General features: G+C 71.5%; 18 protein-coding genes and 1 pseudogene. 14 read left to right on the top strand and 5 right to left on the bottom strand.

The annotated features are described in order from the left end of the window. The 9 genes and pseudogenes from ACFOYX_RS17105 to ACFOYX_RS17065 form a co-directional block, all read left to right on the top strand. On the top strand, positions 1-111 hold a 111-nt coding region (locus ACFOYX_RS17105), incomplete at its 5' end, for a VOC family protein (RefSeq protein WP_377534122.1). A 23-nt stretch (positions 112-134) separates the two neighbouring features. Beyond that, a pseudogene (locus ACFOYX_RS17100) lies at positions 135-444 on the top strand (excinuclease ABC subunit UvrA); the annotation flags it as partial. A 43-nt stretch (positions 445-487) separates the two neighbouring features. Further along, positions 488-952, top strand: coding sequence for a helix-turn-helix transcriptional regulator (locus ACFOYX_RS17095; RefSeq protein ID WP_109805791.1), 465 nt, complete (start codon positions 488-490; stop codon positions 950-952). Between the two features lie 5 nt (positions 953-957). Next, positions 958-1584: a glyoxalase gene (locus ACFOYX_RS17090; RefSeq protein ID WP_322443317.1), complete on the top strand. Its 627-nt coding sequence runs from the start codon at positions 958-960 to the stop codon at positions 1582-1584. Positions 1585-1707: 123 nt separating this feature from the next. Then, positions 1708-2001 carry a pyridoxamine 5'-phosphate oxidase family protein gene (locus ACFOYX_RS17085; protein ID WP_322443294.1) on the top strand — a complete coding sequence of 98 codons (294 nt, stop codon included), beginning with the start codon at positions 1708-1710 and terminating at the stop codon, positions 1999-2001. A gap of 434 nt (positions 2002-2435) precedes the next feature. Then, positions 2436-2825 (top strand): PPOX class F420-dependent oxidoreductase, encoded by a 390-nt coding sequence (locus tag ACFOYX_RS17080; RefSeq protein ID WP_322443293.1) that lies wholly within the window; start codon positions 2436-2438, stop codon positions 2823-2825. A 646-nt stretch (positions 2826-3471) separates the two neighbouring features. Next, positions 3472-4992: an MDR family MFS transporter gene (locus ACFOYX_RS17075; RefSeq protein WP_322443316.1), complete on the top strand. Its 1521-nt coding sequence runs from the start codon at positions 3472-3474 to the stop codon at positions 4990-4992. A gap of 365 nt (positions 4993-5357) precedes the next feature. Then, positions 5358-7502, top strand: a complete 2145-nt coding sequence (helR, locus tag ACFOYX_RS17070; RefSeq protein WP_322443315.1) for an RNA polymerase recycling motor ATPase HelR — start codon at positions 5358-5360, stop codon at positions 7500-7502. 53 nt (positions 7503-7555) lie between these two features. After that, positions 7556-7771 (top strand): SDR family oxidoreductase, encoded by a 216-nt coding sequence (locus tag ACFOYX_RS17065; protein ID WP_322443292.1) that lies wholly within the window; start codon positions 7556-7558, stop codon positions 7769-7771. Positions 7772-7785: 14 nt separating this feature from the next. Here ACFOYX_RS17065 and ACFOYX_RS17060 read toward each other — a convergent pair whose 3' ends face one another. Continuing rightward, positions 7786-7998, bottom strand: a complete 213-nt coding sequence (locus ACFOYX_RS17060; RefSeq protein ID WP_322443291.1) for a hypothetical protein — start codon at positions 7996-7998, stop codon at positions 7786-7788. Positions 7999-8257: 259 nt separating this feature from the next. Between ACFOYX_RS17060 and ACFOYX_RS17055 the strand changes: the two genes are divergently transcribed. The 3 genes from ACFOYX_RS17055 to ACFOYX_RS17045 all read left to right on the top strand — a co-directional run bounded on the left by ACFOYX_RS17055 (position 8258) and on the right by ACFOYX_RS17045 (position 14653). Then, entirely contained in the window at positions 8258-11071 is a 2814-nt protein-coding gene (locus tag ACFOYX_RS17055; RefSeq protein ID WP_322443290.1) for a BTAD domain-containing putative transcriptional regulator, read from the top strand. Between the two features lie 159 nt (positions 11072-11230). Further along, entirely contained in the window at positions 11231-11710 is a 480-nt protein-coding gene (locus ACFOYX_RS17050) for a sigma-70 family RNA polymerase sigma factor (RefSeq protein ID WP_322443289.1), read from the top strand. Between the two features lie 120 nt (positions 11711-11830). Then, positions 11831-14653, top strand: coding sequence for a BTAD domain-containing putative transcriptional regulator (locus ACFOYX_RS17045; RefSeq protein ID WP_322443288.1), 2823 nt, complete (start codon positions 11831-11833; stop codon positions 14651-14653). Between the two features lie 42 nt (positions 14654-14695). Here the strand turns inward: ACFOYX_RS17045 and ACFOYX_RS17040 are convergent, their stop codons facing one another. After that, positions 14696-18034, bottom strand: coding sequence for a S8 family serine peptidase (locus tag ACFOYX_RS17040; protein ID WP_322443287.1), 3339 nt, complete (start codon positions 18032-18034; stop codon positions 14696-14698). An 860-nt stretch (positions 18035-18894) separates the two neighbouring features. Here ACFOYX_RS17040 and ACFOYX_RS17035 point away from each other — a divergent pair. Together ACFOYX_RS17035 and ACFOYX_RS17030 are read left to right on the top strand one after the other, a co-directional pair. After that, complete coding sequence (locus tag ACFOYX_RS17035; protein WP_322443286.1) at positions 18895-19569, top strand: dihydrofolate reductase family protein; 675 nt, start codon at positions 18895-18897, stop codon at positions 19567-19569. Between the two features lie 33 nt (positions 19570-19602). Beyond that, positions 19603-19863 carry a hypothetical protein gene (locus ACFOYX_RS17030; protein ID WP_322443285.1) on the top strand — a complete coding sequence of 87 codons (261 nt, stop codon included), beginning with the start codon at positions 19603-19605 and terminating at the stop codon, positions 19861-19863. Between the two features lie 148 nt (positions 19864-20011). On the opposite strand, the gene ACFOYX_RS17025 is transcribed toward ACFOYX_RS17030, so the two are convergent. The 3 genes from ACFOYX_RS17025 to ACFOYX_RS17015 all read right to left on the bottom strand — a co-directional run bounded on the left by ACFOYX_RS17025 (position 20012) and on the right by ACFOYX_RS17015 (position 22439). Then, positions 20012-20188, bottom strand: a complete 177-nt coding sequence (locus tag ACFOYX_RS17025) for a hypothetical protein (RefSeq protein ID WP_322443284.1) — start codon at positions 20186-20188, stop codon at positions 20012-20014. Positions 20189-20206: 18 nt separating this feature from the next. After that, positions 20207-21085, bottom strand: a complete 879-nt coding sequence (locus tag ACFOYX_RS17020; protein ID WP_322443283.1) for a zinc metalloprotease — start codon at positions 21083-21085, stop codon at positions 20207-20209. A gap of 388 nt (positions 21086-21473) precedes the next feature. Then, positions 21474-22439, bottom strand: a complete 966-nt coding sequence (locus tag ACFOYX_RS17015) for a hypothetical protein (RefSeq protein WP_322443282.1) — start codon at positions 22437-22439, stop codon at positions 21474-21476. Positions 22440-22512 lie beyond the last annotated feature (73 nt).

The raw sequence follows: 22512 nt of genomic DNA, 5'->3' as shown, positions 1-22512 counted from the left end.
GCCGGCGACGCCGAGGTCGTCCAGGAGCCGACCGAGCAGCCGTACGGCATCCGCGACTGCGCCATCCGCGACCCCGCGGGCAACCTGATCCGCATCCAGGAGCTGCGCTGAGCCGTCCGGTCATCGATTCGGCCATGATGGTCGGCGTCGCGACCAGCTGCGAAGAATCCGGCGGCCAGCGCTTCCAGGCCGCTGTCCTCGACCACACCCTCGGCGGCCGCACCATCGCAGAGGTGCTCGCGATGTCGGTCGCCGAGGCCGAGGCGTTCTTCGCCGAGGGCGAGGCGCGCATGCCGGCCGCCCACAAGGGCGATTGACATCCTCGCCGAGCCGACCACCGGTCTCCAGCCGGCCGACGTCGAGCAGCTGCTCGGCCGGCTCGACCGGCTCGTCGACTCCGGCAAGTCGGTCATCGTCATCGAGCACCTCGCCGCCTGCTCGGCAGGTAGCCGAGGTGCTCGCGGACATCGATGGAAGGGGCTCTCTCATGTGTCACCCCTCGTGGGGGCGCGCACTCGCCGCGGCGCAGACCCTCAGCGACCTCGCGCGACTGCGCCGTGTCCGGGACCGGATCGACCGGGAGTACGCGCAGCCGCTGAACGTCGAGGCGCTCGCCCGCGGCGCGCACATGTCGGCGGGGCACCTCAGCCGCCAGTTCCGGCTGGCCTACGGCGAGTCGCCGTACGCGTACCTGATGACGCGTCGCATCGAGCGCGCGACGGCGCTGCTGCGTCGTGGCGACCTCAGCGTCACCGAGGTCTGCTTCGCGGTCGGCTGCTCATCGCTGGGCACCTTCAGCACCCGCTTCACCGAGCTGGTCGGCATGCCGCCCAGCGCCTACCGGCGCCGCGCAACGGGCGCTGCGGCGGGGATGCCGCCGTGTGTGGCGAAACAGGTGACAAGACCGGTCAGGAATCGAGAAGCTCCGGTCGCCGAGCCGCAACTAGCGTGATGGCCATGGCATCCATCGAATCCGTCACCCTCGACGTGGCCGACCCCACGGCCGCCAACCGCTTCTACACCGCCGCTTTCGGTTTGGACACGCAGATACGCCTGCGGGCCTCGGAGGCACCGACGACCGGCTTCCGTGGGTTCACGCTGGCGCTCACGGTGTCCCAGCCGGCCACCGTCAACGGTCTCATCGGCGCTGCCCTGGACGCCGGTGCCACGGTGCTGAAGCCTGCCGCGAAGTCGCTCTGGGGCTACGGGGGTGTCGTGCAAGCCCCGGACGGCACGATCTGGAAGGTCGCGACCTCGGCGAAGAAGGACACCGGCCCGGCCACCCGGCAGATCGACGAGATCGTGCTCCTGCTGGGAGTCGCGGACGTGGCCGCGAGCAAGCGGTTCTACGTCGCGCGCGGCCTCGCCGTGGCGAAGAGCTTTGGCCGCATGTACGTCGAGTTCGCTGCCGGGTCGAGTCCCGTCAAGCTGGCGCTGTACAGGCGCCGTGCCCTCGCCAAGGACGTCGGCGTCGCTCCCGACGGCACCGGATCGCACCGGCTCACGATCGGCGGCGATGCCGGGCCTTTCACCGACCCGGACGGATTCGCCTGGGAGGCCGCATCGCTGGCACCCACGCCCTGACGTGTCACTGCTGCCTGCCCGACCTGGCCGCCGATCACGAGACGGCTGCCGGGCGAACCGAGTGATGACCGCTGGAGCCCATCCCCTGGAGGAAGGGCTCTCCACGAAGTGACTGGAGAGAGCATGACGGGCGCGCTGCCGCGTGGGCTTGAGGAGAGGCTGCGGGACACTCGCGCGAAACTGGAGAGCGACGTCGATCTCTGGGTCGCGACGTCGGGCTCCCCGGGCGGGGTCCACCTCATCCCGCTCTCGTACCTCTGGGACGGGACCGCGTTCCTCATTTCGACGCCGCGCGCCTCGGTCACCGGCCGCAACCTGCTGGCGGACGGCCGGGTGCGACTCAGCCTTGGGCCGACGCGCGACGTGGTCGTCGTCGACGGCACGTCACGCAGTTGGCGCAGCAGCGTCGCTGCCTGACCAAGCTGGTCGTCGGTGAAGTGCTGCCACCGTTGAGAAACATGGCCGGGCACGAACGACAACATGTCACGGCCGTGTCGGTCCCACCCCAGCTGCTGAGGGCAGCCGTCGACTTGCTGAAGAGGGTGAAGGACCTCTCGCTTTGCGGCTGCATCCGTAGGCCCGGGGAGATCGTCCTGGGCCGACGGCATTGCCGTACGCGGCGCGCCGCCGCTTTGCGGGGAGGTTGTCCGTCCAGCGGACGATCAAGGGAAAGGGGGTACCCACTCCCTTCCACTTTCAACATATACCGCACCCGGGGGCTTGCGGCAAGACCCGGGTCGTGCCGCAGAATTGCCGGCCGAGGCCAGAACCTTCGGAAATGGGAGTCGCGAAATGCGTGTGTTGTTGTCGACGGTCGGGTCGCGCGGGGACGGGGTTGCATGCTGACGTGCGTGGTCTTCACCCAAACAGAACTCGACTACCTGGCCACGCAGCGCATCGGGCGGCTGGCCACCGTCTCGCCTGACGGGCAGGTGCAGAACAACCCGACCAACTTCTTCGTCGATGCCGGCACTGGCACGATCGTCATCGGCGGCGGCGCGCTGGGCTCGTCGAAGAAGTTCCGGAACGTCCAGCAGGGCAGCACAGTCGCGTTCGTCGTGGACGACCTGGCGACGGTCGATCCGTGGGCGCCCCGAGGCATCGAGATCCGGGGCACGGCGGTGGCGCTGACGGACCACGAGCCGCCCCTGCCGTACCTGTCCCAGGAGATCATCAGGATCACCCCGACCAAGATCGTCTCGTGGGGGCTGGGCGGGCCGCGAGCGAGCCGTACGGTGTGAAATCTCGTTGGGACGTGGCTACACAGGCCTGAGCGGGTGGGGACTGGCGACGTAGCACCCGCGGTGGAGCGGGCCTGCGCGGGCCGCTCGCAAGATGCTGTCGCGCCTGGACCGGTTGGGCGACGTGCCGGTCGTGGTCATGCTGCCGTCGCCGCACCACCCGCCGCACCCGCTGCCGGGCCGGCCGTTCCCGCCGGACCTGGTCGACAGCCGAATGCTGTGGGACCTGGACGCCCATAGCTGCACCGCGCTGTTCGGCGCGGCGCTCAACATCCACCGGGCGTCGATCGGCCTGCCACCGGTGGACAATCCGCGACCACGTCTCAGGCCGCGTGACGACGCGTACGCGCAGGTCGTCGCGGCCGTGACGGACGCCGCGTTCCGCACCGCGATGATGCGCTCGGCCACGGCGGGCGACGGCGCGGCCCCGCTCGCCGACCAGGTTGAGGAGGCGTTCGCGATGCTCGCCGGCGGCCTGGCCACAACCACCCTTACCACCGAGGAGAAGCTGATGACCGTTCAACCCGAGCCGGGCGCGGCCGGGATCCCGGCGGCGATCGCGCCGGACCACCTGGCCGTGGCCGGCGTGCCCGTGGCCGCCGAGGCGGCCGCCCGCGGCGAGGTGCCGGCCGAGCAGTCCGGGCGGATGTCGCACGCCGAGGTGATCCAGGCGCTGTCCGGCCTCATGCTCGGCATGTTCGTCACGATCCTGGCCTCGACGATCGTCTCCAACGCGCTGCCGCGCATCATCGCCGACCTCGGCGGCACCCAGTCGGTCTACACCTGGGTGGTCACCACCGAGTTGCTGTCGATGACCGCGACCGTGCCGCTCTGGGGCAAGATGGCCGACCTCCACAGCAGGAAGCTGCTGATCCAGCTCTCGCTGAGCCTGTTCGTGGTCGGCTCGCTGATCGCCGGCTTCGCGCCGAACGTCACGCTGCTGCTGGTCAGCCGCATCGCGCAGGGCGTGGGCGCCGGCGGCATGGGCGCGCTCGCGATGATCGTGATGGCCGCGATGATCCCGCCGCGCGAGCTGGGCCGCTACTCCGGCGTCTTCGGCGCGGTGTTCGGCGCGGCCACGATCGCCGGCCCGCTGATCGGCGGCGTGCTGGTGGACACCTCGTGGCTGGGCTGGCGCTGGTGCTTCTTCATCGGCATCCCGTTCTCGCTGGCCGCGATCGCCCTGCTGCAGAAGACGCTGCACCTGCCGGTCGTCCGCCGGCCCGTGAAGGTCGACTGGCTGGGCGCGCTGCTGATCATGGCCGGCGTCTGTACGCTGCTGATCTGGTCAAGCCTGGCCGGTCAGCACTTCGCCTGGGGCTCGTGGCAGACCGCGGCGTTCGTCTGCGGCGGCTTGCTCCTGCTCGCGCTCGCGGTGTGGACCGAGTCGCGGGCCGCAGAGCCGATCATCCCGCTCGGCATCTTCCGCAACCGCACGGTCACGCTGACCGTGGTGGCCAGCACGCTGGTCGGCGTGGCGCTGTTCGGCGGTACGGTGTTCTTGTCGCAGTACTTCCAGGTAGCGCTCGGTAAGTCCCCGACGGTCGCCGGCCTGATGAGCCTGCCGATGATTTTCGGTCTGCTGGTGTCCTCGACGGTCGCCGGACAACTCATCACGCGGTTCGGGCGCTGGAAGGCGTACCTGGTGGTGGGCTCGCTCGTGATGACCGGCGGGTTCCTGTTGCTCAGCACGATCGACGCGAAGACCGGCGTGCTGCTGCTGGCGGCGTACATGTTGGTGCTCGGGATCGGGGTCGGCATGCTCATGCAGAACCTCGTACTCGCCGCGCAGAACGACGTGCCCGCCGCCCAGTTGGGCGCGGCCACCTCGACGCTCACCTTCTTCCGCAGCATGGGCGGCGCGATCGGGGTGAGCGCGCTGGGCGCGGTGCTCACCAACAGGGTGACCTCGCTCTTCGTCGACCACTTCGGTGCAGCGGCGACCGGGGGCGGCAGCGCCAAGGTGCCCGACCTCGAGACGCTGCCCGCGCCGGTCCTCGCCGTGATCCGCGACATCTACGGCACGGCGACCTCGGACCTGTTCCTGGTGGCCGCGCCGATCGCGTTCCTCGCCGTGCTCGCGGTGGTCTTCATCAAGGAGAAGCCGCTGTCCACCCTCACCGGCGACGAGCGCCGCGCGCGGGAAGCGGCGGTGGCACCGCACTGAGTCGCGCGGGGCGCCTGGCCCGTCGGCCACGGGTCAGGCGCCGCGCGGGGCGTACATGATGACGGCCACGCCGCACCGACCACCCCTGCTGGCGGCGGACCCGATCCTGGGCCCAGGGCAGAAGCCGACGGACCTCGACGTCGTGCAGACCGGCGCGGATCCTGCCGGACGAACGCCCACTCCCGGCCGAGTTGGTGGGGTTCCTGGACGCCGGCACACCACCGGTGTACGTGGGCTTCGGCAGCATGCCCAGCGCGCCCCGACTGACGTCGCCCCGGTGCCATCGAGGCGATCCGTGCGCAGGGGCGCCGCGCACTCGTCTCCACTGCAAGCGACCTCAGATCGGAGCTGATGACGTGAACCCCCTGACCAGCAGCGTGTTTGGCCTTCCCGACCCCCTTTCCCCCAAGGCCGACCCGACGCTGATCGCCCGCGACGAGCAGCACTTCGCGGCCCTCGCGGAGAGCCTCGAGCAGTTGTTCGCCGACCTGTCCGACCGCCTCGACGCCGCGCGCAAGGCGCCCGGCGGCAAAGGCCGGCAGGCGGTGGACCGGGACATGGAGATCCGCCGGCTGACCGCTCGCCTGCGCGCACTGCGTCGCTTCGGTTTGGACCTGTGCATCGGACGCATGGTCAGTGCGGACAACCCCGAGCCCGTGTACGTCGGACGACGGGGCCTCACGGACAGCGCGGGTCGTCGGCTGTTGCTCGACTGGCGCTCCCCCGCGGCTGAGCCGTTCTTCGGAGCGACCCACGCCAACCCGATGGGTCTGGCGAGCCGCCGCAGGTATCGCTGGACCCGCGGCCGGATCACCGACTACTGGGACGAGGTGTTCACCGCGGACGGGTTTGAAGGGCACGCCGCGCTCGACGACCAGTCCGCCTTCATCGCCAGCCTGGGCAGCAGCCGGTCGGCCCGGATGCGGGACGTGCTCAGCACGATCCAGGCCGACCAGGACGCCATCATCCGGGCGGGATCACGCGGCGCTCTCGTCGTCGACGGCGGTCCGGGTACGGGGAAGACCGTCGTCGCTCTGCACCGCACCGCCTACCTCCTCTACGCCGACCCTCGCCTCGGTCACCGCCGGGGCGGCGTGCTGTTCGTCGGTCCGCACCAGCCCTACGTGGCCTACGTCGCCGACGTCCTCCCCAGCCTCGGCGAGGAGGACGTGCAGACCTGCACCTTGCGGGACCTCGTGCCCGAGGGTGCCGCGGCAACCATCGAGATCGACCCGGACGTGGCGCTCCTGAAGTCGTCCGCGGACCTGGTGAAGGCGATCGAGGCGGCCGTCAGGTTCTACGAGGAGCCGCCGGCCAAACCGATGACGGTCACGACCGGCGAGTCCGACATCTGGCTGAGCGCCGACGATTGGGTCGAGGCGTTCGAGGCGGCGGGGCCTGGTACCCCGCACAACGAGGCGCGTGACGAGATCTGGGAAGAGCTGCTCACGATCCTGATGGAGAAGTACGACGGCGATGAGCCGGATGACCTGGTCCGCAGGTCGCTGCTGCAGAACAGGGAACTGCGCACGACCTTCAACCGCGCCTGGCCGCTGCTCCAAGCGACCGACCTCGTCGGAGACCTGTGGTCGGTGCCCGCCTACCTGCGCAAGTGCGCTCCCTGGCTCAGCCCCGATGAAATTCGGCAGCTCCAGCGCGGCAACGCCCAGGCCTGGACGGTGTCCGACCTGCCGCTCCTCGACGCGGCACGGCAGCGGCTCGGCGATCCGGAGGCGTCAGGGCGTAAGCGTCGGCATGAAGCCATTGTCGCCGTCGAACGCGCGCGCATGGCCACGGTCGTCGACGACCTGATCGAGGCCGATGCCTATGACGACGGTGAAGGTTTGCTGACGATGCTGCGCCAACAGGACCTGCGGGACGCCCTGGTCGACGAGACCGCACTGCCCAGCACCGACCGGGACCGGCTCGCCGGCCCGTTCGCGCACATCGTCGTGGACGAGGCTCAGGAACTGACCGACGCGGAGTGGCAGATGTTGTTGCTCCGCTGTCCGTCCCGGAGCTTCACCATCGTCGGGGACCGCGCCCAGGCCCGGCACGGGTTCACGGAGTCGTGGCAGGAACGGCTCGAGCGGATCGGGCTCGATCGGATCAACCTGGCCTCCCTGAGCATTAACTACCGGACGCCGAAAGAGGTCATGGCGGAAGCCGAGCCGGTCATCCGGGCCGTGCTCCCCGACGCCAACGTGCCGACCTCCATCCGCAGCGGCGACGTCCCCGTCGTACACGGATCTGTTTCTGATCTGAGCTCGATCCTCGACACCTGGCTGGCCGCGCACGCCGACGGGATCGCTTGCGTCATCGGCGATCCCACGTTCCGGGCGACGTCCCGCGTCCGGTCGCTGGCCCCGGAGCTGTCGAAGGGGCTCGAGTTCGACCTGGTCGTCCTCATCGACCCGGAGGCATTCGGCAACGGCATCGAAGGAGCGGTCGACCGCTATGTCGCGATGACCCGAGCGACCCAGCAACTCGTCATCGTCAGGAGATCCTGACAAGCATGACGCGACAACTCGCGCTTGAAGGCGCGCGCGATGGGATCCGTGTGGTGGCGCTCAGTCCCGGACCAGTCCTCACCCCGGCCAGTGACCGCGACCTCGGCGACAACCAGGCGGCCCGGGACGCGATAACCAGCAAGACGCTCCTCAAGCGCTTCGCTCAACCGGAGGAGATCGTCGAGCTGGCGGCCTTCCTCGCTTCCGACCGAGCGGCATACCTGACCGGCGCCAACTACCCGGCCGACGGCGGCGCGACCGCCTGGTAGCACGAGCGGCTCCCTCAACGTCGGCCAAGCGCCTCGGGCACCCGCAGGCCGAGGATGCTGACCAGCTTGTGCACGGCCGCCGTGGCGCCGCAGCCGCAGAAGAGCACGATGTGCTCGGGCGTGCCGCCGACCGCGCGGAGGATGACCTCGCGGGCCTGCTCGCGCAATCGCCCGGTCCGCGACCCGGTCAGCGACCCCTCGGTGTGCGTGTTGGCGTAGAACGGCACACCTGCTCCCGGTTGTAGTCCTCGACGAAGTCGAGCGCCCGGCCGGAGGCCGTGTAGTCGGCGTAGGTGAGCCGGCGCGTGCCGTACGGGCCGTCGAAAGGCCGCCCTCGCCGATGACGCCCTGCCGGACCCGCTCGGCCATCGAACTGACCGCCGTCGTCATCGGCCGTGCCCCCGTCGCCGTCCCGGAGACCCAGTCTCGCCTCGGGCCGGTGGCCGCAAGCTCCGGATGGCGGATCGGCCGGTTACCGTTGCCGGTGTGCGGGCGGAGGCGGGCAAGACGATCGGTTTCTCGGTGCTTGGCTCGATCAGGGTCGTCCGCGCTGGCGCCGAGCTGCATCTGGGCGCCCGCCAGCAGCGCCTGGTGCTCGCGTTGCTGCTGGCTCGGGCCGGTTCACCGGTCTCCCTGGGCGAGCTGGTCGACCTGCTCTGGGACGAGGAGGCCCCGGCCAGCGCCGCGAACGTCGTGCACCGGCACGTCGGGGTGCTCCGGCGGTTGCTCGAGCCCGGCCTGCCCACCCGGTCGGCGGGCCGGCACATCCTCCGGGAGCTCTCCGGCTATCGGCTGCGCGCCGACGAGGAGTCCCTTGACCTGCTGATGTTCCGGTCGCTGAGCCGGCTGGCGGGCCGGAGCCTGCAGGACGGCGACCCGGAGTCGGCGCTGCGGCATTCCCTCGACGGGCTGCGGCTGTGGCGCGGCCGGTGCGCCGCGGGCCTGGAACCGGCCTCCCGCCTGCATCCCGCGTTCCTCGCCGTGGAGGCCGAACGCGCCCAGGCTGTGCGCGAGGCCGCCGACGCCGCCGAGCGCTGCGGCCGGCTGAGCGCGGTGCTGGCGCCGTTGCGGCTGGCCGCCGAGCAGCACCCGCTCGACGAGTCGCTGCAGAGCCGGTTGCTGCTGGCGCTCGCCGCCGACGGTCGCCAGGCGGAAGCCGTCGAGATGTACCGGGTGGTGCGCCGCCGGCTCGCCGACGAGCTGGGCATCGATCCGGGCGAGGAGCTGCGGGAGGCGTACGACCGGCTGCTGCACCAGCGCACCCAGCCGGCGCGTACCGAGTCGCCGTCGCCGTTCCCCCGGCCCGCGCAGCTGCCGCCGGACCTGCCCTTCTTCAGCGGCCGGGACGACCTCATCGCCGAGGCCCGCGCGGCGGTCGCGCGCCCGGGCGGGCCGGCGGTGCTCGCGATCGACGGCATGCCCGGGATCGGCAAGACGGCCCTCGCCGTCCACCTCGCCCACGAGTTCGCCGCCGGCTACCCGGACGGGCAGCTGTATGTCGACCTGCGCGGATACGACGGGCGGGAGCCGGCGATGAGCCCGGCCGAGGCGCTGCGCGGCTTCCTCGGCTCACTCGGGGTGCCCCAGGAGGGCATTCCCGCCGAGCTGCACGCCCAGGCTGGCATGTACCGCAGCAGCCTTGCCGGCCGGCGCCTGCTGATCGTGCTGGACAACTGCCGGGACGCCGAGCAGATCCGGCACCTGCTGCCGGGCAGCCCCGGCTGTCTGGTGATCGTCACCAGCCGCAGCCGGCTCAGTACCCTGCTGACCACAGCCGGCGCCCACCCGTTGCCGGTCGGCCTGCCGAGCGTCGACGAGGCCCGCGCGGCGCTCCTGCGGCCGCTCGGCGCCGGCCGCGTCGCGGCGGACCCGGCCGCGATCGACGCCATCATCGCCAGCTGCGGGCGGCTGCCGCTCGCGCTGGCCGTGGTGGCCGCCCGCGCGGCGAGCCTGCCGCGGACGCCACCGGCGCAGATCGCCGCCGAGCTGGCCCAAGCGCCCGGGAGCCTGGACGGCTTCGACGGCGACGACCCGCGGACCGGCCTGCGTGCCGTCTTCTCCTGGTCCTACCAGGCACTCTCCGCCCCGGCCGCCCGGCTCTTCCGGCTGCTGCCGATCCATCCCGGCCCCGACATCTCGATCGCCGGGGCGGCGGGCCTGGCCGGCGTCCCGCTGCGGAGCGGGCGGGCGCTGATCGGCGAGCTGAGCCGCGCGCACCTGATCAGCGAGGACCTGCCGGGCCGCTACCGCACCCACGACCTGCTGCTGGCGTATGCCACGGAGCTCGGCGAGGAGAACGACAGCCCGGCCGAGCGTGCCGCCGCGGAGCTGCGCTGCCTGCACTTCTACCGGGCCACCGGCTATCAGGCGCACCAGCGGCTGCTGGCCTCCGAGTACCACCCGATGATCGAGCCGGGGCCGGGCGAGACCCCGCTGCGCTTCGTCGGCCACGGCGACGCCATGCGCTGGTTCACCGCCGAGCGGCAGGTCCTGATCGCGCTGGTCGGCCGGGCCGCCCGGCAGGGCCGGCACACCGAGGCCTGGCAGCTCGCCCTGGGCATGCAGCACTTCTTCGAACGCAGCGGCCGGTGGGCCGACTGGACGACGACCGGCGAGGTGGCCCTCGAGGCCGCCCGGGCGGGCGGCGACCTGGTCGGGCAGGCCCGGATGCACCGCAGCCTGGCCGGGGCGGCCTACTTCCGGCACGAGCACGAGACCGCGGTCGGGCATCTCGACCAGGCGGTCGAGCTGCTCGCCCGGCTCGGCCTGTACGACGAGATGACCCGGGCCGGGATCAACCGGGCGATGATTCTGAGCGCCCAGGGGCGACACGAGGAGGTTGTGCGGGCGCTTTCGGCGGCGCTGGGGCCATGGGCGGCCGGAGACGACAAGCTGCTCGCGGACGTCCTGGTGATCATGGCCGCGAGCTACGCCGAACTGGGCCGGGCGGAAGAGGCCGTGCGCTGCGCCGAGCAGGCGATGACGCTGTCGCGCGGAGCGCAGTACAAGCTCGGCATCGCCGAGGCGTGGGAGGTGCTCGGCCAGGTGCATTCCGCCCGCCGGGAGCCCGGCAAGGCGGTCGACTGCTGGCGCGAGGCGGCCGTCGCCTACCAGGAGGCCTCGGCGTCGGCGCCGGCCGCGGAGGTCCTGGCGTTGCTCGGCGACGCCCTCGCCGCCGCCGGCGACCAGGACGCCGCGGTACGGGCGTGGCAGGAGGCGCTGGCCCTGATCCCGTACGCGCAGACCCGGACCGCTCGGCGGCTGGCCGACCTGCTCGCGGCGGTCACGTCGCGTCCGTGACCGATCGCGATCGGCGACGGCACTCGATCCGCACTTACGCGTCAGCTTATTCGCATCGGTCGTCCCTAGGCTCGTGCCTCATTCACCGTTGCTCCTGCCTGTGGGGGAAATATGGTGCTCGAGGCACTCGACGACTCACCGGTCGGCCGGGCTGAGCGCATGACCGCGCTGCATGCGGCCCACGCCCGTGCAGTGCTGCGTCTCCTGCTCGTGCTGACCCACGGTCAGCGGCAGACCGCCGAGGATCTGCTCCAGGAGACGATGCTGCGGACCTGGCGGCACCTCGACTCGGTGCCGGCCGAGCCCGATGCCGCCCGCCGGTGGCTCTGCACGGTCGCCCGGCGGCTCGTCATCGACGGGGTCCGGCTGCGGCGGGGCCGCCCGGCCGAGGTCCATCTCGTCGACATGACCTGGATCCCCGCGGGTGACGACACCACCGGCAGTGCGCTGGCGTCGTACGCCATCCGGCACGCGCTCAGCCGGCTGAGCCCGGCGCAGCGCAGTCTGCTCTCCGAGGTCTACCTGGTCGGGCGGTCACCGGAGGAGGTCGCGGGCCGGCTGGGAGTGCCGATCGGCACGGTGAAGTCCCGGACCCACTATGCGCTGCGCGCCCTGCGCACCGGTCTCAAGGCGGCCTGAGCAGGGACGACTCCGCCAACCGGCGATCCCGCCGCCGAGTCGAAGCTCACATTGCCACCGCGCGTCCGTCGGGCGGCGCGGGCCCTGCCATGCTATGGCGATCGTGGCAACCAGCCCTGTATGGATCGCATCGAGATGACCACCGCGCTCTCCTTCGCCGTTCTCGGCCCGGTGCGGGCCTGGCGCGGCCAGTCCGAGATCGACCTGGGTACCCGGCAGCAGCGGCTGATCCTGGCGTTGCTGCTCGCCCGGGCCGGCGGCGCGGTCAGCGTCGCCGAACTCGTCGACCTGCTCTGGGAGTCCGACCCGCCACCCAGCGCGGTCAACGTGGTGCACCGGCACGTCGGGATGCTCCGGCGGCGGTTCGAGCCGGGCCTGCCGACGCGGGCAGCGGGCTCGGTGCTGATCCGCGACGGCGCCGAATACCGGCTGCGGATCGACGGGGAGGCGCTCGACCTGCTGCGCTTCCGGCGCCTGGTCGCCCAGGCCGCCGGCAGCTCCGGCGAGCCGGCCGTCGAGCTCTACCGGGAAGCGCTGGCGCTGTGGCGCGACCGGTGCGCCTCGGGCCTGCAGATCGGCGGCCGGGCCCATCCGGAGTTCGTCGCTGTCGACGGCGAGCGGTTCGCGGCCGTCCGCGCGGCGACCGACGTCGCCCTGCGGGCCGGGTGCGTCCACGCGGTGCTGCCCGCGATCCGGCTGGCCGCCGAATCCGAGCCGCTGGATGAGGCACTGCAGGCGCGGCTGCTGCTCGCGCTCGCCGCGGACGGCCGGCGGGCCGAGGCCCTCGCGGCTTATGCCGACATCGAGCACCGGCTCGCCGACGAGCTCGGCATCCAGCCGGGCGGCGACCTGCGCGCGGCCCGGGACAGCCTGCTGGACCAGGACGCCCCGGCCGACGACTCCAGGTCGCGGCGCGGCGTCGGACGCGCCGAGCTGGAGTTCACGCAGTCGACCCGGGCCGAGCCGCCGGCGCAGTTGCCGGCCGACCACCCCCACTTCACCGGCCGCCGCGACGTCCTGGCCGCCGCGGAGGAGCTGCTGGCCGGAGGCCGGCGAACCACCGCGCTGGTCGTCGACGGAATGCCCGGCGTCGGGAAGACCACCCTCGCGGTGCACCTGGCCCATCAGTTGGCCGCCCGCTACCCCGACGGGCAGTTGCACGCGGACCTGCGCGGTTTCGACTCCGGCGACTCGGTGATGACACCGGCGGAGGCGCTGCGCGGCTTCCTGTGGTCCCTCGGGGTCGCACCCGCCGCCATTCCGGCCGAGCTGCATGCCCAGGCCGGCCTCTACCGCAGCATCCTGGCCGAGCGTCGGATGCTGATCCTGCTCGACAACTGCCGCGACTGGGACCAGATCCGGCACCTGCTGCCCGGCACCGGCGGCAGTCTCGTCATCGCCACCAGCCGGCGCCGGATCACCGGCGTGGCCGGCCAGGCGGGCGCCCACCCGCTGCACCTCGACCTGCTCACCCACGCCGAGGCCCGTGAGCTGCTCACCCGCCGGCTCGGCGACGCGGCGGCCGCCGACCCGGCCGCCGTCGACGAGATCATCGCGCGGTGCGGCCGGCTGCCGCTGGCCCTGGCGCTGGTGGCCACCCGTAGCGTCGGCCGGCCCGGGCTCAGCCTGCCCGCGGTCGCCGGCGAGCTGGCCGAGGCCGACGGCCGGCTGACCGGCTTCGGGGACACCCACGCCGACCTGGAGGCGATCTTCTCCTGGTCCTACCGGGCCCTGACGCCCGAGGCGGCCCGGCTCTTCCGGCTGCTGCCCCTGCACCCGGCCGGGGAGCTGAGCGCGGAAGCGGCGGCCGCCCTGGGCGGTCTGTCCCTGCGCTCCGCCCGCGGCCTGCTCGCCGAGCTCGGGTCGCAGCTGCTGGTCCAGCCCGGCAACGGCCGGTGGCGGATGCACGATCTGCTGCGCGCCTACGCCGTGGAGCTGGGGGAGGAGCACGACGACGCGGCCGAGCGGGACGCTGCCGTCGAGCGGGTCGACGACTATTACCAGCTCAGTGCGTACGCGGCGCATCTGCCCCTGCAGCCGCAGGTGCCGCTGCCGGAGCCGGAGCCGTCCGAGCGCGGGATCACCGGGCGCGGCTTCACCGGCCGGGCCGACGCGATGGCCTGGTTCGCCGCCGAGCAGCGGGTGCTGACCGCCATCGTCGCGCGGGCCAAGGAGCGCGGTCGGCCCCGCACGGCCTGGCAGATCGCGCTGGCCCTGCAGAACTTCTTCCAGGACACCGGGCAGTTCCGGCAGTGGGCGGCAACGATGAGAACCGGCCTCGCCGCGACCGGGGACGACCCCGCCGCCCAGGCCCTGCTGCATCGCAGCCTCGCCGGCGCCTGCTACTTCCTGGCCGATCTGGACCGCGGGCTGTCGCACCTGCAGCACGCCCGGGCGCTCTTCGAGCGGCTCGGCCGGCGCAACGAGCAGGGCCACGCGGAGAACAACATCGCCGAGATCCGGCTGGACCAGCGGCGCTACCACGAGGCGATCCGGCATGCCGAGGCCGCACGGGCGCTCTTCCGCGCCGAGGGCAACGTGCGGGGCGCCACCAACGCCCTGCTGGTCATCGCGCGGGCACAGGGCTGGCTCGGCCGGCACGCCGAGGCGCTGGGCATGTTCGTCGAGGCGCGGCGGCAGTTCGAGGCCCTCGGCGACCTGCACGGGACGGGCACCGCTCAGGCCTGGTTGGCGCACACGTACTCGATGATCGACGACGTGCCGCACGCGATGGCCACCTGGCAGCAGGCGATCGACATCTTCCGCGCCGCGCGGGCCACCCACCACACCGCGGAGGTGCTGGTCTCCATCGGCGACTTCCACTCGGCCAACGGCGACCCGGCCCTGGCCGGGCAGGCGTGGAGCGAGGCCCTCGCCGAGCTCGACGGGACGGACTCGCCGATGGCCCGGCGGATCCGCGACCGGCTGCTCTGGCACCGGTGACCCGGACGCGGCGCCGGTGGGCGCCGCGTCCGGGTCCCATTCTCAGTACCGGTAGGCGCGGATGACGGTCTGCTTGACCGTGTTACCGCTGGTGTCCGTCGCGGCGGCCCGCAGCGAGACGAAGCCGGTGCCGGCCGGGTTGCGCACCCAGGCGACCGCCTTCTCGCCGGACCGTCGCACGGTCAGCGGCTGCCAGGTCTCGCCGTCGTCGAAGGACGCCTCGACGGTCAAGGCCGTGGTCTGGCCCGGCGCCGCCCCGACCTGACGGTCGAGCGAGACCGGGATCGGGAACATCCGGCCGGCCGGCGCCCGGTTGTCGATGTCGAGCTCCGGGGTGTACCGGATCGCCGTCATCGGCAGCTTCACCAGTTCGCCGTCGCCCACGTGCGCGGACTTGAAGGTCCACTCCGCGTCAACCACCGTCGACAGGGTGAACGCCGGGTCGCTGCGGAAGGTCGCGGCCAGCCGGTAGTCACCCGGCTCCGCCGGCACGTTCCACACCCAGGGCGTCTCGTTCGCGTCGCCGACCTTGACCCCGTTGCGGTAGAGGTCCACCTGCACGCTGCCGCCGCGAACGTGGCGGAAGCCCATGTGCCCGGTGCCGTCGCCGTGCAGCGGCCCCGGCCCGCCGATCAGGTCGCCCCAGTAGCGGGTGGCGAACTGCTGGCCGAAGTTCGGCTCCGGGAAGACCGGCCCGGCCACCGCGTTGGCCCACTTCACCGTGTACGTGCGCCCGGGCTGGAAGCTGGTCCACGCCGACTGGTAGTACGTGTACCTCAGCTGGGCCGAGGTCGACTGCCACACCGCCTGCTTGTCCTGGTTGTAGTACTCCGTGATGGTGCTCGGCACGTCGTAGGTGAAGCTCGGCGGGACGTTGCGCTCGTCGCGGTAGATCGGCGAGTTGCCGGGCGCGTGCGCGACCGCGGTCCGCGCAACCGGCACGCCGGCCACGTCCGCGCCGATCTGGGAGCGGACCGTGGCGAAGTCACCCGCGCGCAGCTTGCGGGTGAGCCCGGTCATCATCTTCTTCGGCTCGTACAGGTAGACCCGGTAGGCGTACGGGCTGTTGTGCAGGGTGTAGTCCTCGGTCACCTGACCCCACATGCCGTTGACGTAGGAGACGAAGCCGGGCGTCTCGCCGGCCCCGATCTGCGCGGTCCGCAGGTGGTCGAGGGGGAGGCCCATCAGCACGCCGAACAGGTCGTTGCTGCCCCAGATCTGCGGCTGCTCGGTCCGGATCGTCCAGCCGAACTCCTGGTGGACCGCGGTGGCCTTCGAGTTCGGCACCGACACCACGATCGGCTTCGCCAGGCGGGCGTCCATCGTGAGCGCCTGGTCCGTGGTCAGGTCGAGGCTCGGGCGGACCAGCGTGGTGACGTACGGGGTGTACGGGTCTTCGCCGGTCAGCAGGTAGGTCTGGACCAGGTAGCGGCCCGCGCGAACGCGGTATTCGGTGGCCGAGGGGTTGTCGAGCACCAGCATGGTCTGCCGGTCCAGGTCGGTCAGGACGGTCACCCAGCCCTGCTCGGGCGTCGGCGCTCCGCCGTCCGGCCCGACGAGCTTGAGGGCCAGCCGGTGGCGGGCGATGTCCAGCGCGACCGGGGTCTGCACCTGTGCGCCGCCGCCGGTGGCGGTCACCTCGCCGCCGAAGTAGCGGTCAGGCAGGTCGGCGCCGGCCTGCACGGTGACGGTCACGGTGGCCGTGCCGCCGGCCGGGACCGTCACCGAGGAGGCGCTGAGGCTGAACAGGCCGGCCGGCGCCGGGGCACCGTCGGCGTCCTTGGCGTCGAGGGAGACAGCCAGGGTGAGGGCCGAAGAGCCGCTGTTCGCGTACGTGACCGTGCTCTCCTGCGCGGCGGCGGTCCGCTCGAAGGCGACGCTGACCGGGCTCGCCGTGACGGTCTGCTGGATCGCCCGGGCGACGTCGAGGAAGCCGGCGCCCTGCTCGTAGACGCCGATGGCGGCGTTCGGCTGCGCGGCCGCCATCAGCGTGGACTTGATCCGCTCAGGCGCCCAGTCCGGGTGCTGCTGGGTGAGGATCGCCGCCGCGCCGGCCACGTGCGGAGTCGCCATCGAGGTGCCGGAGAGGCTGGCGTACTGCGGGTTCTCGTCGTCCGGCCACAGGTCGGAGGTCGAGCTGCGGGCGGCGAGGATGCCGACGCCGGGCGCCGTGACGTCCGGCTTGATGCCGGCGTCGCCCGCGCGCGGCCCCCGGCTCGAGAACTCGGCCAGCTCGCCCGTCTTGGTCACGGCGCCCACGGTCAGCGCCTCGGTGACACCGCCGGGCGAGCTCACCGTGGACTCGCCGGCTTCGCCGCTGTTGCCCGCGGCGACGACGAAGAGCACGCCGTAGCGGTGGGTGAGGTCGGCCAGGGCCGCCTCGATCGGGTCGGTTCCCGGGCTGTCCGGGCCGCCGAGGCTCATGTTGGCGACCTTGACGCCCTGCTGCGCCACCCAGGTCATGCCGGCCAGGATCGCCGACTCCGGGCAGCCCTCCTGCATGCAGACCTTGGCGCTGTAGAGGGTCGCGCCGGGCGCCATGCCCTTGTAACGGCCCTGCGACGCGGCGGCGCTGCCGGCGATGGTGGAGGCGACGTGGGTGCCGTGGCCGACCCGGTCGAGGGGGTCCGGTTCGGCGGTGAAGTTCTCCGCGGCGGCGACGTGGCCGGCCAGGTCGGGGTGCGTCTGGTCGACGCCGGTGTCGATCACGCCGACCTTCACCCCCGCTCCCGTCCAGCCGGCCTGCCAGGCCTGCGGCGCGCCGGTCTGCGGGACGCTGACGTCGAGGGTCGGTTGGCGCAGCCCGTCGAGCCAGACCTTGCCGAACCCGGCCCGCAGTTGCCGCTCGGTGCCGCTCCCGGCGGAAGTGACGTTGTTCCAGAAGGACACCGCGTCCGCGCGGCTCTCCGCGACGGCGCTCGCCCCGGAGAGCTTCCGGGTGGTCCGGGCGCCGGCGAGACCGGCGGGGGCGGCGCTGCCGTGTTGGACGATGAGCGGCAGGGTGGCCCGGGTGTCGTCGTAGCCGAACTTGACCAGCATCGAGATGTCGAAGAGCCGCTCGTCGAGCTTGCCCCGGTTGAGCAGGCCGACGGCGTCGGCGGGGATGACCCGCACGTCATCGCCGGCGCTGTGGGTGATGAACGGGATCCGTTCCCGTCCCTTGCCCGGCACCACGTTGACGGCCGTCTGGCCGTCCACGCTGCTGAGGTGAACGGTGTCGCCGGTGAGCAGAGTGACCGTCCGGGGCTTGGACGCGACCGGGGGTGTGGTCGCCGGCTTCGCGGCCCCGGGCTGCGCCGACGCGGGCACACCGCCCGGAGCCACCGCCGAGACGCCCAGCACCAGCAGTGCCAGCGCCGATATCTTGCGAACTGAACGCATCATTCTCCCTGGATGAACGCGAGAGGTATCCAGGTGTTCCTGACGTGACCGGCGGGTGAAAGTTCATCCCGAGTGACCTGGGTCACTGCCGCTGAAGTTGCGGGGCCACGTCTGGACCGCCGAGTCCATCTACACATCTGCATACCTGCCGCGCATCTGAGCGGGCCGAGGAGCCCGATGCTCGCGAAACCGCTGGTTCTTGCCCTGGTCGGCACCGCCCTGAGCGCACGCCGGCCGCGGCCGCTTCCCGGCCTGGTGCCCCGGCCACGCCGCCGCCCTCCTCCGCCACGGTCACCCTGCTGACCGGCGACCAGTCACCGTCGAAGCCATCGGCTCCGGCTGCGGCCGGGCGAGAATCGCGTACGTGCTTGACGCCGGGCGGTGAAGCGCAGCCGGCTCGGTAGGCACCTCGCCTCATTCCTCGGATCGTGTGAGAGGAACGCCCGCTGGTTCGGCCGGGTCCGGACCGGTGAGGTGGGCTCGGGCGTATTTGCGGAAGGCCGCGACGAGGCGGCCGCGGGCGCCAGCCCGGGTGACCAGTACGACGTGGCTCGGCTCGACCCCGTGCAGGGGGATCGTGGTGAGGTCGGGGCGGAGGCTGTCCATCCACAACTGGTCCGACTTCGCTGGCGCCGCCGAGACGGATCGGCGCGCCGTCGAGACGCTGGGCGAGGGGCTACCGGGCCTCATACCGGTGCCTGGCGTGGTACTTCCAGCGACTGGGGGCACCACTGAGCCCCCGATCTGCTTGGTGATGACCGGCCAGCGGACGTCGCCCGCCACTACGCAACGGAGAGAGCCCGGCTCAACGGCGAACAGGCAGGCGAACAGGCATGAGCACAACTGAAAGGAACAGCACCATGAACAAGCTCGCACTCGTCACCGGCGCCACCTCCGGCATCGGCAAGGCCTTCGCCGAACGCCTGGCGGCCGACGGCTACGACCTGGTGATCGCCGGTCTACCCCATCGGCGATACCCTTGCGAAGTGCGACCCCTTCGGTACTCCATCAACGTCACATTGGACGGGTGCTGCGATCATCGTGCAATTCCCGCGGACGAAGACCTGCATCGTCACCACGTCGGGAACCTCAACCAGGCCGATGCGCTTCTCTTTGGCCGGGTGACTTACGAAATGATGGAGGCAGCGTGGCGGCCGCCGGCGCCGACGGGAGCGAGACCTGATTGGGTGGAACCCTTCGCCCGGACGATCAACGCGGCAAAGAAGTACGTCGTGTCGAGCACCCTGGAGCGGGTCGATTGGAACGCGGAACTCGTGCGCGGAGATCTGGCCAAGGCCGTTCAGCAGCTCAAGCGGGAGTCTGGTAAGGGACTGTTCGTAGGAGGCGTGAAGCGCCCGCTGGCGTTGACGGAGCTGGGATTGATCGATGAGTACGAGTTCGTGGTGCAGCCCAGGCTCGCGGGCCACGGGCCGACGTTGTTCGCCGGACTATCGAAGCATGTCAACTTGAAGCTCATGAGCCGGCTGGAGTTCGGCTCGGGCGCGGTGGCGATGCGGTACGAGCCGAGAAGGTAGCCATCGGGCTTGTTAGCCCGAGCCGGCCGCATCATGGAGCCCTGGTTCGCGGCTCTTGAGCGCCCCACCGAAGCGGTTCCCTCCGCGGCGAACCGGCTACGCCAGCTGGCCCACCTCGTCGCGATGTCCCAGACGCTGAGCGCCGAGCTCGAGGGGACGGGCGTCAAGGTTCAGGTCGTGTGTCCCGGCGTGGTGGCCACCGAGTTCCACGAGCGCCAAGGTCTCGACATGAGCGTGGTCCCCCGCATGAGCGCTGACGACGTGGTCACGGCCAGCCTGCGCGGCGAGCCCTGAACTCGCCACCCGCTACCGGGCCGCCTGAACCGATTGTCTGCACCTTTGTCATCGGATGCTGACCGCAGGTGGCCACTGAACCTGGGGGACCAAGTGACCAGCTTTCCCGACGCGCAGGCTCGGTGTCCCTCCGTATGACGCTGTGCGGCTACCGAGCGAGGGCCGCCTCGGCGTCGAGCCGCGCCAGCTTGTCCGGGTTGAGGATCGCGCAGATCCGGGTGATCCGGCCGTTCTCGGCGGTCAGGCATGCCGTATCGCCTGAGGCGATCCAGTAGCCACAACAGGGGTTGACGAGCCGCCGGCTGCGGCCCGTCAACCCCGACACGTGCCCACCAAGGCTTGGTTACTTGACGCCACCGGCCCGGAATGCCACCCAGGCGTCGCTCATCCGGTCCGCCTGTCCGGCGGTGAACATGTTCATGCAGGAGTCCTGCGTGTAGTCCATGAAGTTGTGGATCGGGTCCAGCCCGGGTGCCGTGCAGGTATCCGCGCCCACCGGGCAGTTGAACTGCGGCGCCGCCTCCCGCGGAGTGTCCGCGACGTAGTCGCCGGAAGCGGAGCATCCGTGCGCGAAGGTGTGCTCCAGCATCAGCCAGTGCCCGACCTCGTGCGTCAGCGTGTCACCCAGGGCGTACTTGCCCGCGGTTCCGCCCGGCATCGACTCATCGAGCATCACCACGCCGTCGATGTAGTCCCGGCCGTTGTTGTAACCCTTCGGGAAGTACGCCCAGCCGAGGAGTCCCCCGCCGATGTTGGCCGCGTACACGTTCAGGGTGCGGGAGTCGCCGCTGTACAACGCATGCTTCATGTCCCGCTCGTTCTTGCCCGGCACGACCGTGTACCAGTCGCTGTTCACCGTCCACGTGGTGTCGACGAGAGAGAACCGGAACGGCGTGTCGGAGGCGTTCGCCGCCGTGCGGCCCGCGTACGAATCGTTGAGCACCGTCATCTGCGCCGCGATCAGGGTGTTCCACCTGTTCGTCTCGGCCGCGCTGAGGGCGTGGTCGGAGATCATGTGGAAGACGGTGGGGACGGTGATGCTGCCGTTGGGCAGGCGCGGCGAATCCTTGATCACGCCGTAGGCGTTTGCCTCATTCTTGGAATACAGCTCCGGCTCCTGTGCCGTGGCGCCCTCGCTGACCCGGGCCGCGCTGTGCCCTTCGGCACCCGGCTCACACGCCGCAACACCCGCGGAGGCGGTCGCGGGCGCTGCCGTCCCCACCGCCGCGGCGGCTCCACCGGCCGACAAGAATGTCGCAGCGGTAGCGGTCAGGACTGCCAGTTGGAACGTCGATCTCCTGTGCATCGTTGCACCTTTCACATATGGGAATGGAGGGTCACCGAGCGGGATGGACGACGGTCGCCGCGACAAGGCCACTGACCTCGTCGTCCCGCTATAAGAACACGCCATTGGCGTTGACAAAAGACCTCAAGATCGGGACCGCTTCGCCAGATCCCGACCTCGCCGCAGCTGGAACGGACGCGGGTGGCCGTCATCGAACAGCCGCCGTACCGACGATCCTGGAATGCCGCCCGTCCCGACCCCCTGATGCCTCCGACGGTGACCGTCGACGGGCCGCTACCAGCCCATGAGGCCGCGCGCTGGCCGGTCAGCCGCGGATCAGGGCGACGATCCGGGCGAGTTCGTCAGGGGTGACGCGGGCGTCGAGGAGGGTCGCGATGCCGCCGAGGTTCCACTCCCGGAGTTGGTCGACGTCCTGGCCGGCCGCCCGCATGCGCTCCTCGACGAACCAGTACCGGTCGACCCGTTCGGCCAGCGTGGCCCGTTCCGCAGCGAGGTCAACGCCGGGCACGTTGACCGTCCCACCGCATTCGGCGACCTGCCGGCTGAGGTCGTCGCCCCACAGCTCCAGTTCCCAGCCCGGCCACAGCTCGGACCAGTCCTCAGCCAAACCGGCCAGCGGCCGGATACTCCACAGCCCGGCCCGGCGCCGGGCGACGTCGAGGTGCAGCCCCGCCGTCGGGTGCGTCGAGCACGCAGTGACGAGGTCGCGCGGGTCGAGCCGGTCCAGCAGGCGTGGGCCGAGGCGCCATGGCGGGCAGGACTCGACCGGCAGGGCGTATGGACGGCACCGGCCAGCGTCGGCCACGCTGACGAGGTATTCCACCGGGCCGTCCGGCCGCTGCCCGCCGTCGGGGTACAGGCCGTCCCACCAGGCGCGCTCGCTGCGTACCTGGTCAGGCTCTTCCCCCAGGTATGCCACCAGGTCGCCGATCCCGTCGTACGCCCAGCTCACCGTCCACCCGCCCCAGGTGCGCCGGTACGCGTCGAGCAGCCCCGCACGGTAGGCGTACCGCTGCTCAAGAGAGAACTGCCCCAGTTCGGTGAAGAGCAGCAAGTGCCGCGCATCAACGTCGATGAGCACTCCGCCTTCGCAACTCAGGTCGTCGAACCACACGTCGTCCCGATAGTCGTGGAGCTGGGCGAGCCAACGGAGCGCGATGTCCGGCCCGGCAGCGAAGTGGTAGTCGAGCCCGTAGCCGGCGCCGCCGCCCTGCGCGTACCGCTCGGACCGTCCGTCCCGAACCAGCACGTAGTTCACCCGACTGCCCATGGCGCTGATACTAGATCGTTAACCGGAAATTCGGTGCAGGTCAGGCCGGGGGGTAACGGGCGACGCGCCGTGT

Origin of the sequence: Micromonospora sp. GCM10011541, from assembly GCF_042650725.1 — a bacterium.
GTDB classification, from domain to species: Bacteria; Actinomycetota; Actinomycetes; order Mycobacteriales; family Micromonosporaceae; genus Micromonospora; species Micromonospora sicca.
Note: the sequence above shows the minus strand (reverse complement) of the source record. Positions and strands in the feature narration are given on the sequence as shown.

Excerpts from the sequence above, each read along its gene's own strand:
- ACFOYX_RS17030 (WP_322443285.1), top strand. The coding sequence starts at position 19,603 with ATGGAGCCCTGGTTCGCGGCTCTTGAGCGCCCCACCGAAGCGGTTCCC.
- ACFOYX_RS17040 (WP_322443287.1), bottom strand. The coding sequence starts at position 18,034 with ATGCGTTCAGTTCGCAAGATATCGGCGCTGGCACTGCTGGTGCTGGGC.
- ACFOYX_RS17090 (WP_322443317.1), top strand. The coding sequence starts at position 958 with ATGGCATCCATCGAATCCGTCACCCTCGACGTGGCCGACCCCACGGCC.
- ACFOYX_RS17095 (WP_109805791.1), top strand. The coding sequence starts at position 488 with ATGTGTCACCCCTCGTGGGGGCGCGCACTCGCCGCGGCGCAGACCCTC.
- ACFOYX_RS17075 (WP_322443316.1), top strand. The coding sequence starts at position 3,472 with ATGTCGCACGCCGAGGTGATCCAGGCGCTGTCCGGCCTCATGCTCGGC.
- ACFOYX_RS17045 (WP_322443288.1), top strand. The coding sequence starts at position 11,831 with ATGGATCGCATCGAGATGACCACCGCGCTCTCCTTCGCCGTTCTCGGC.
- ACFOYX_RS17050 (WP_322443289.1), top strand. The coding sequence starts at position 11,231 with ATGACCGCGCTGCATGCGGCCCACGCCCGTGCAGTGCTGCGTCTCCTG.
- ACFOYX_RS17085 (WP_322443294.1), top strand. The coding sequence starts at position 1,708 with ATGACGGGCGCGCTGCCGCGTGGGCTTGAGGAGAGGCTGCGGGACACT.
- ACFOYX_RS17035 (WP_322443286.1), top strand. The coding sequence starts at position 18,895 with ATGAACAAGCTCGCACTCGTCACCGGCGCCACCTCCGGCATCGGCAAG.
- ACFOYX_RS17015 (WP_322443282.1), bottom strand. The coding sequence starts at position 22,439 with ATGGGCAGTCGGGTGAACTACGTGCTGGTTCGGGACGGACGGTCCGAG.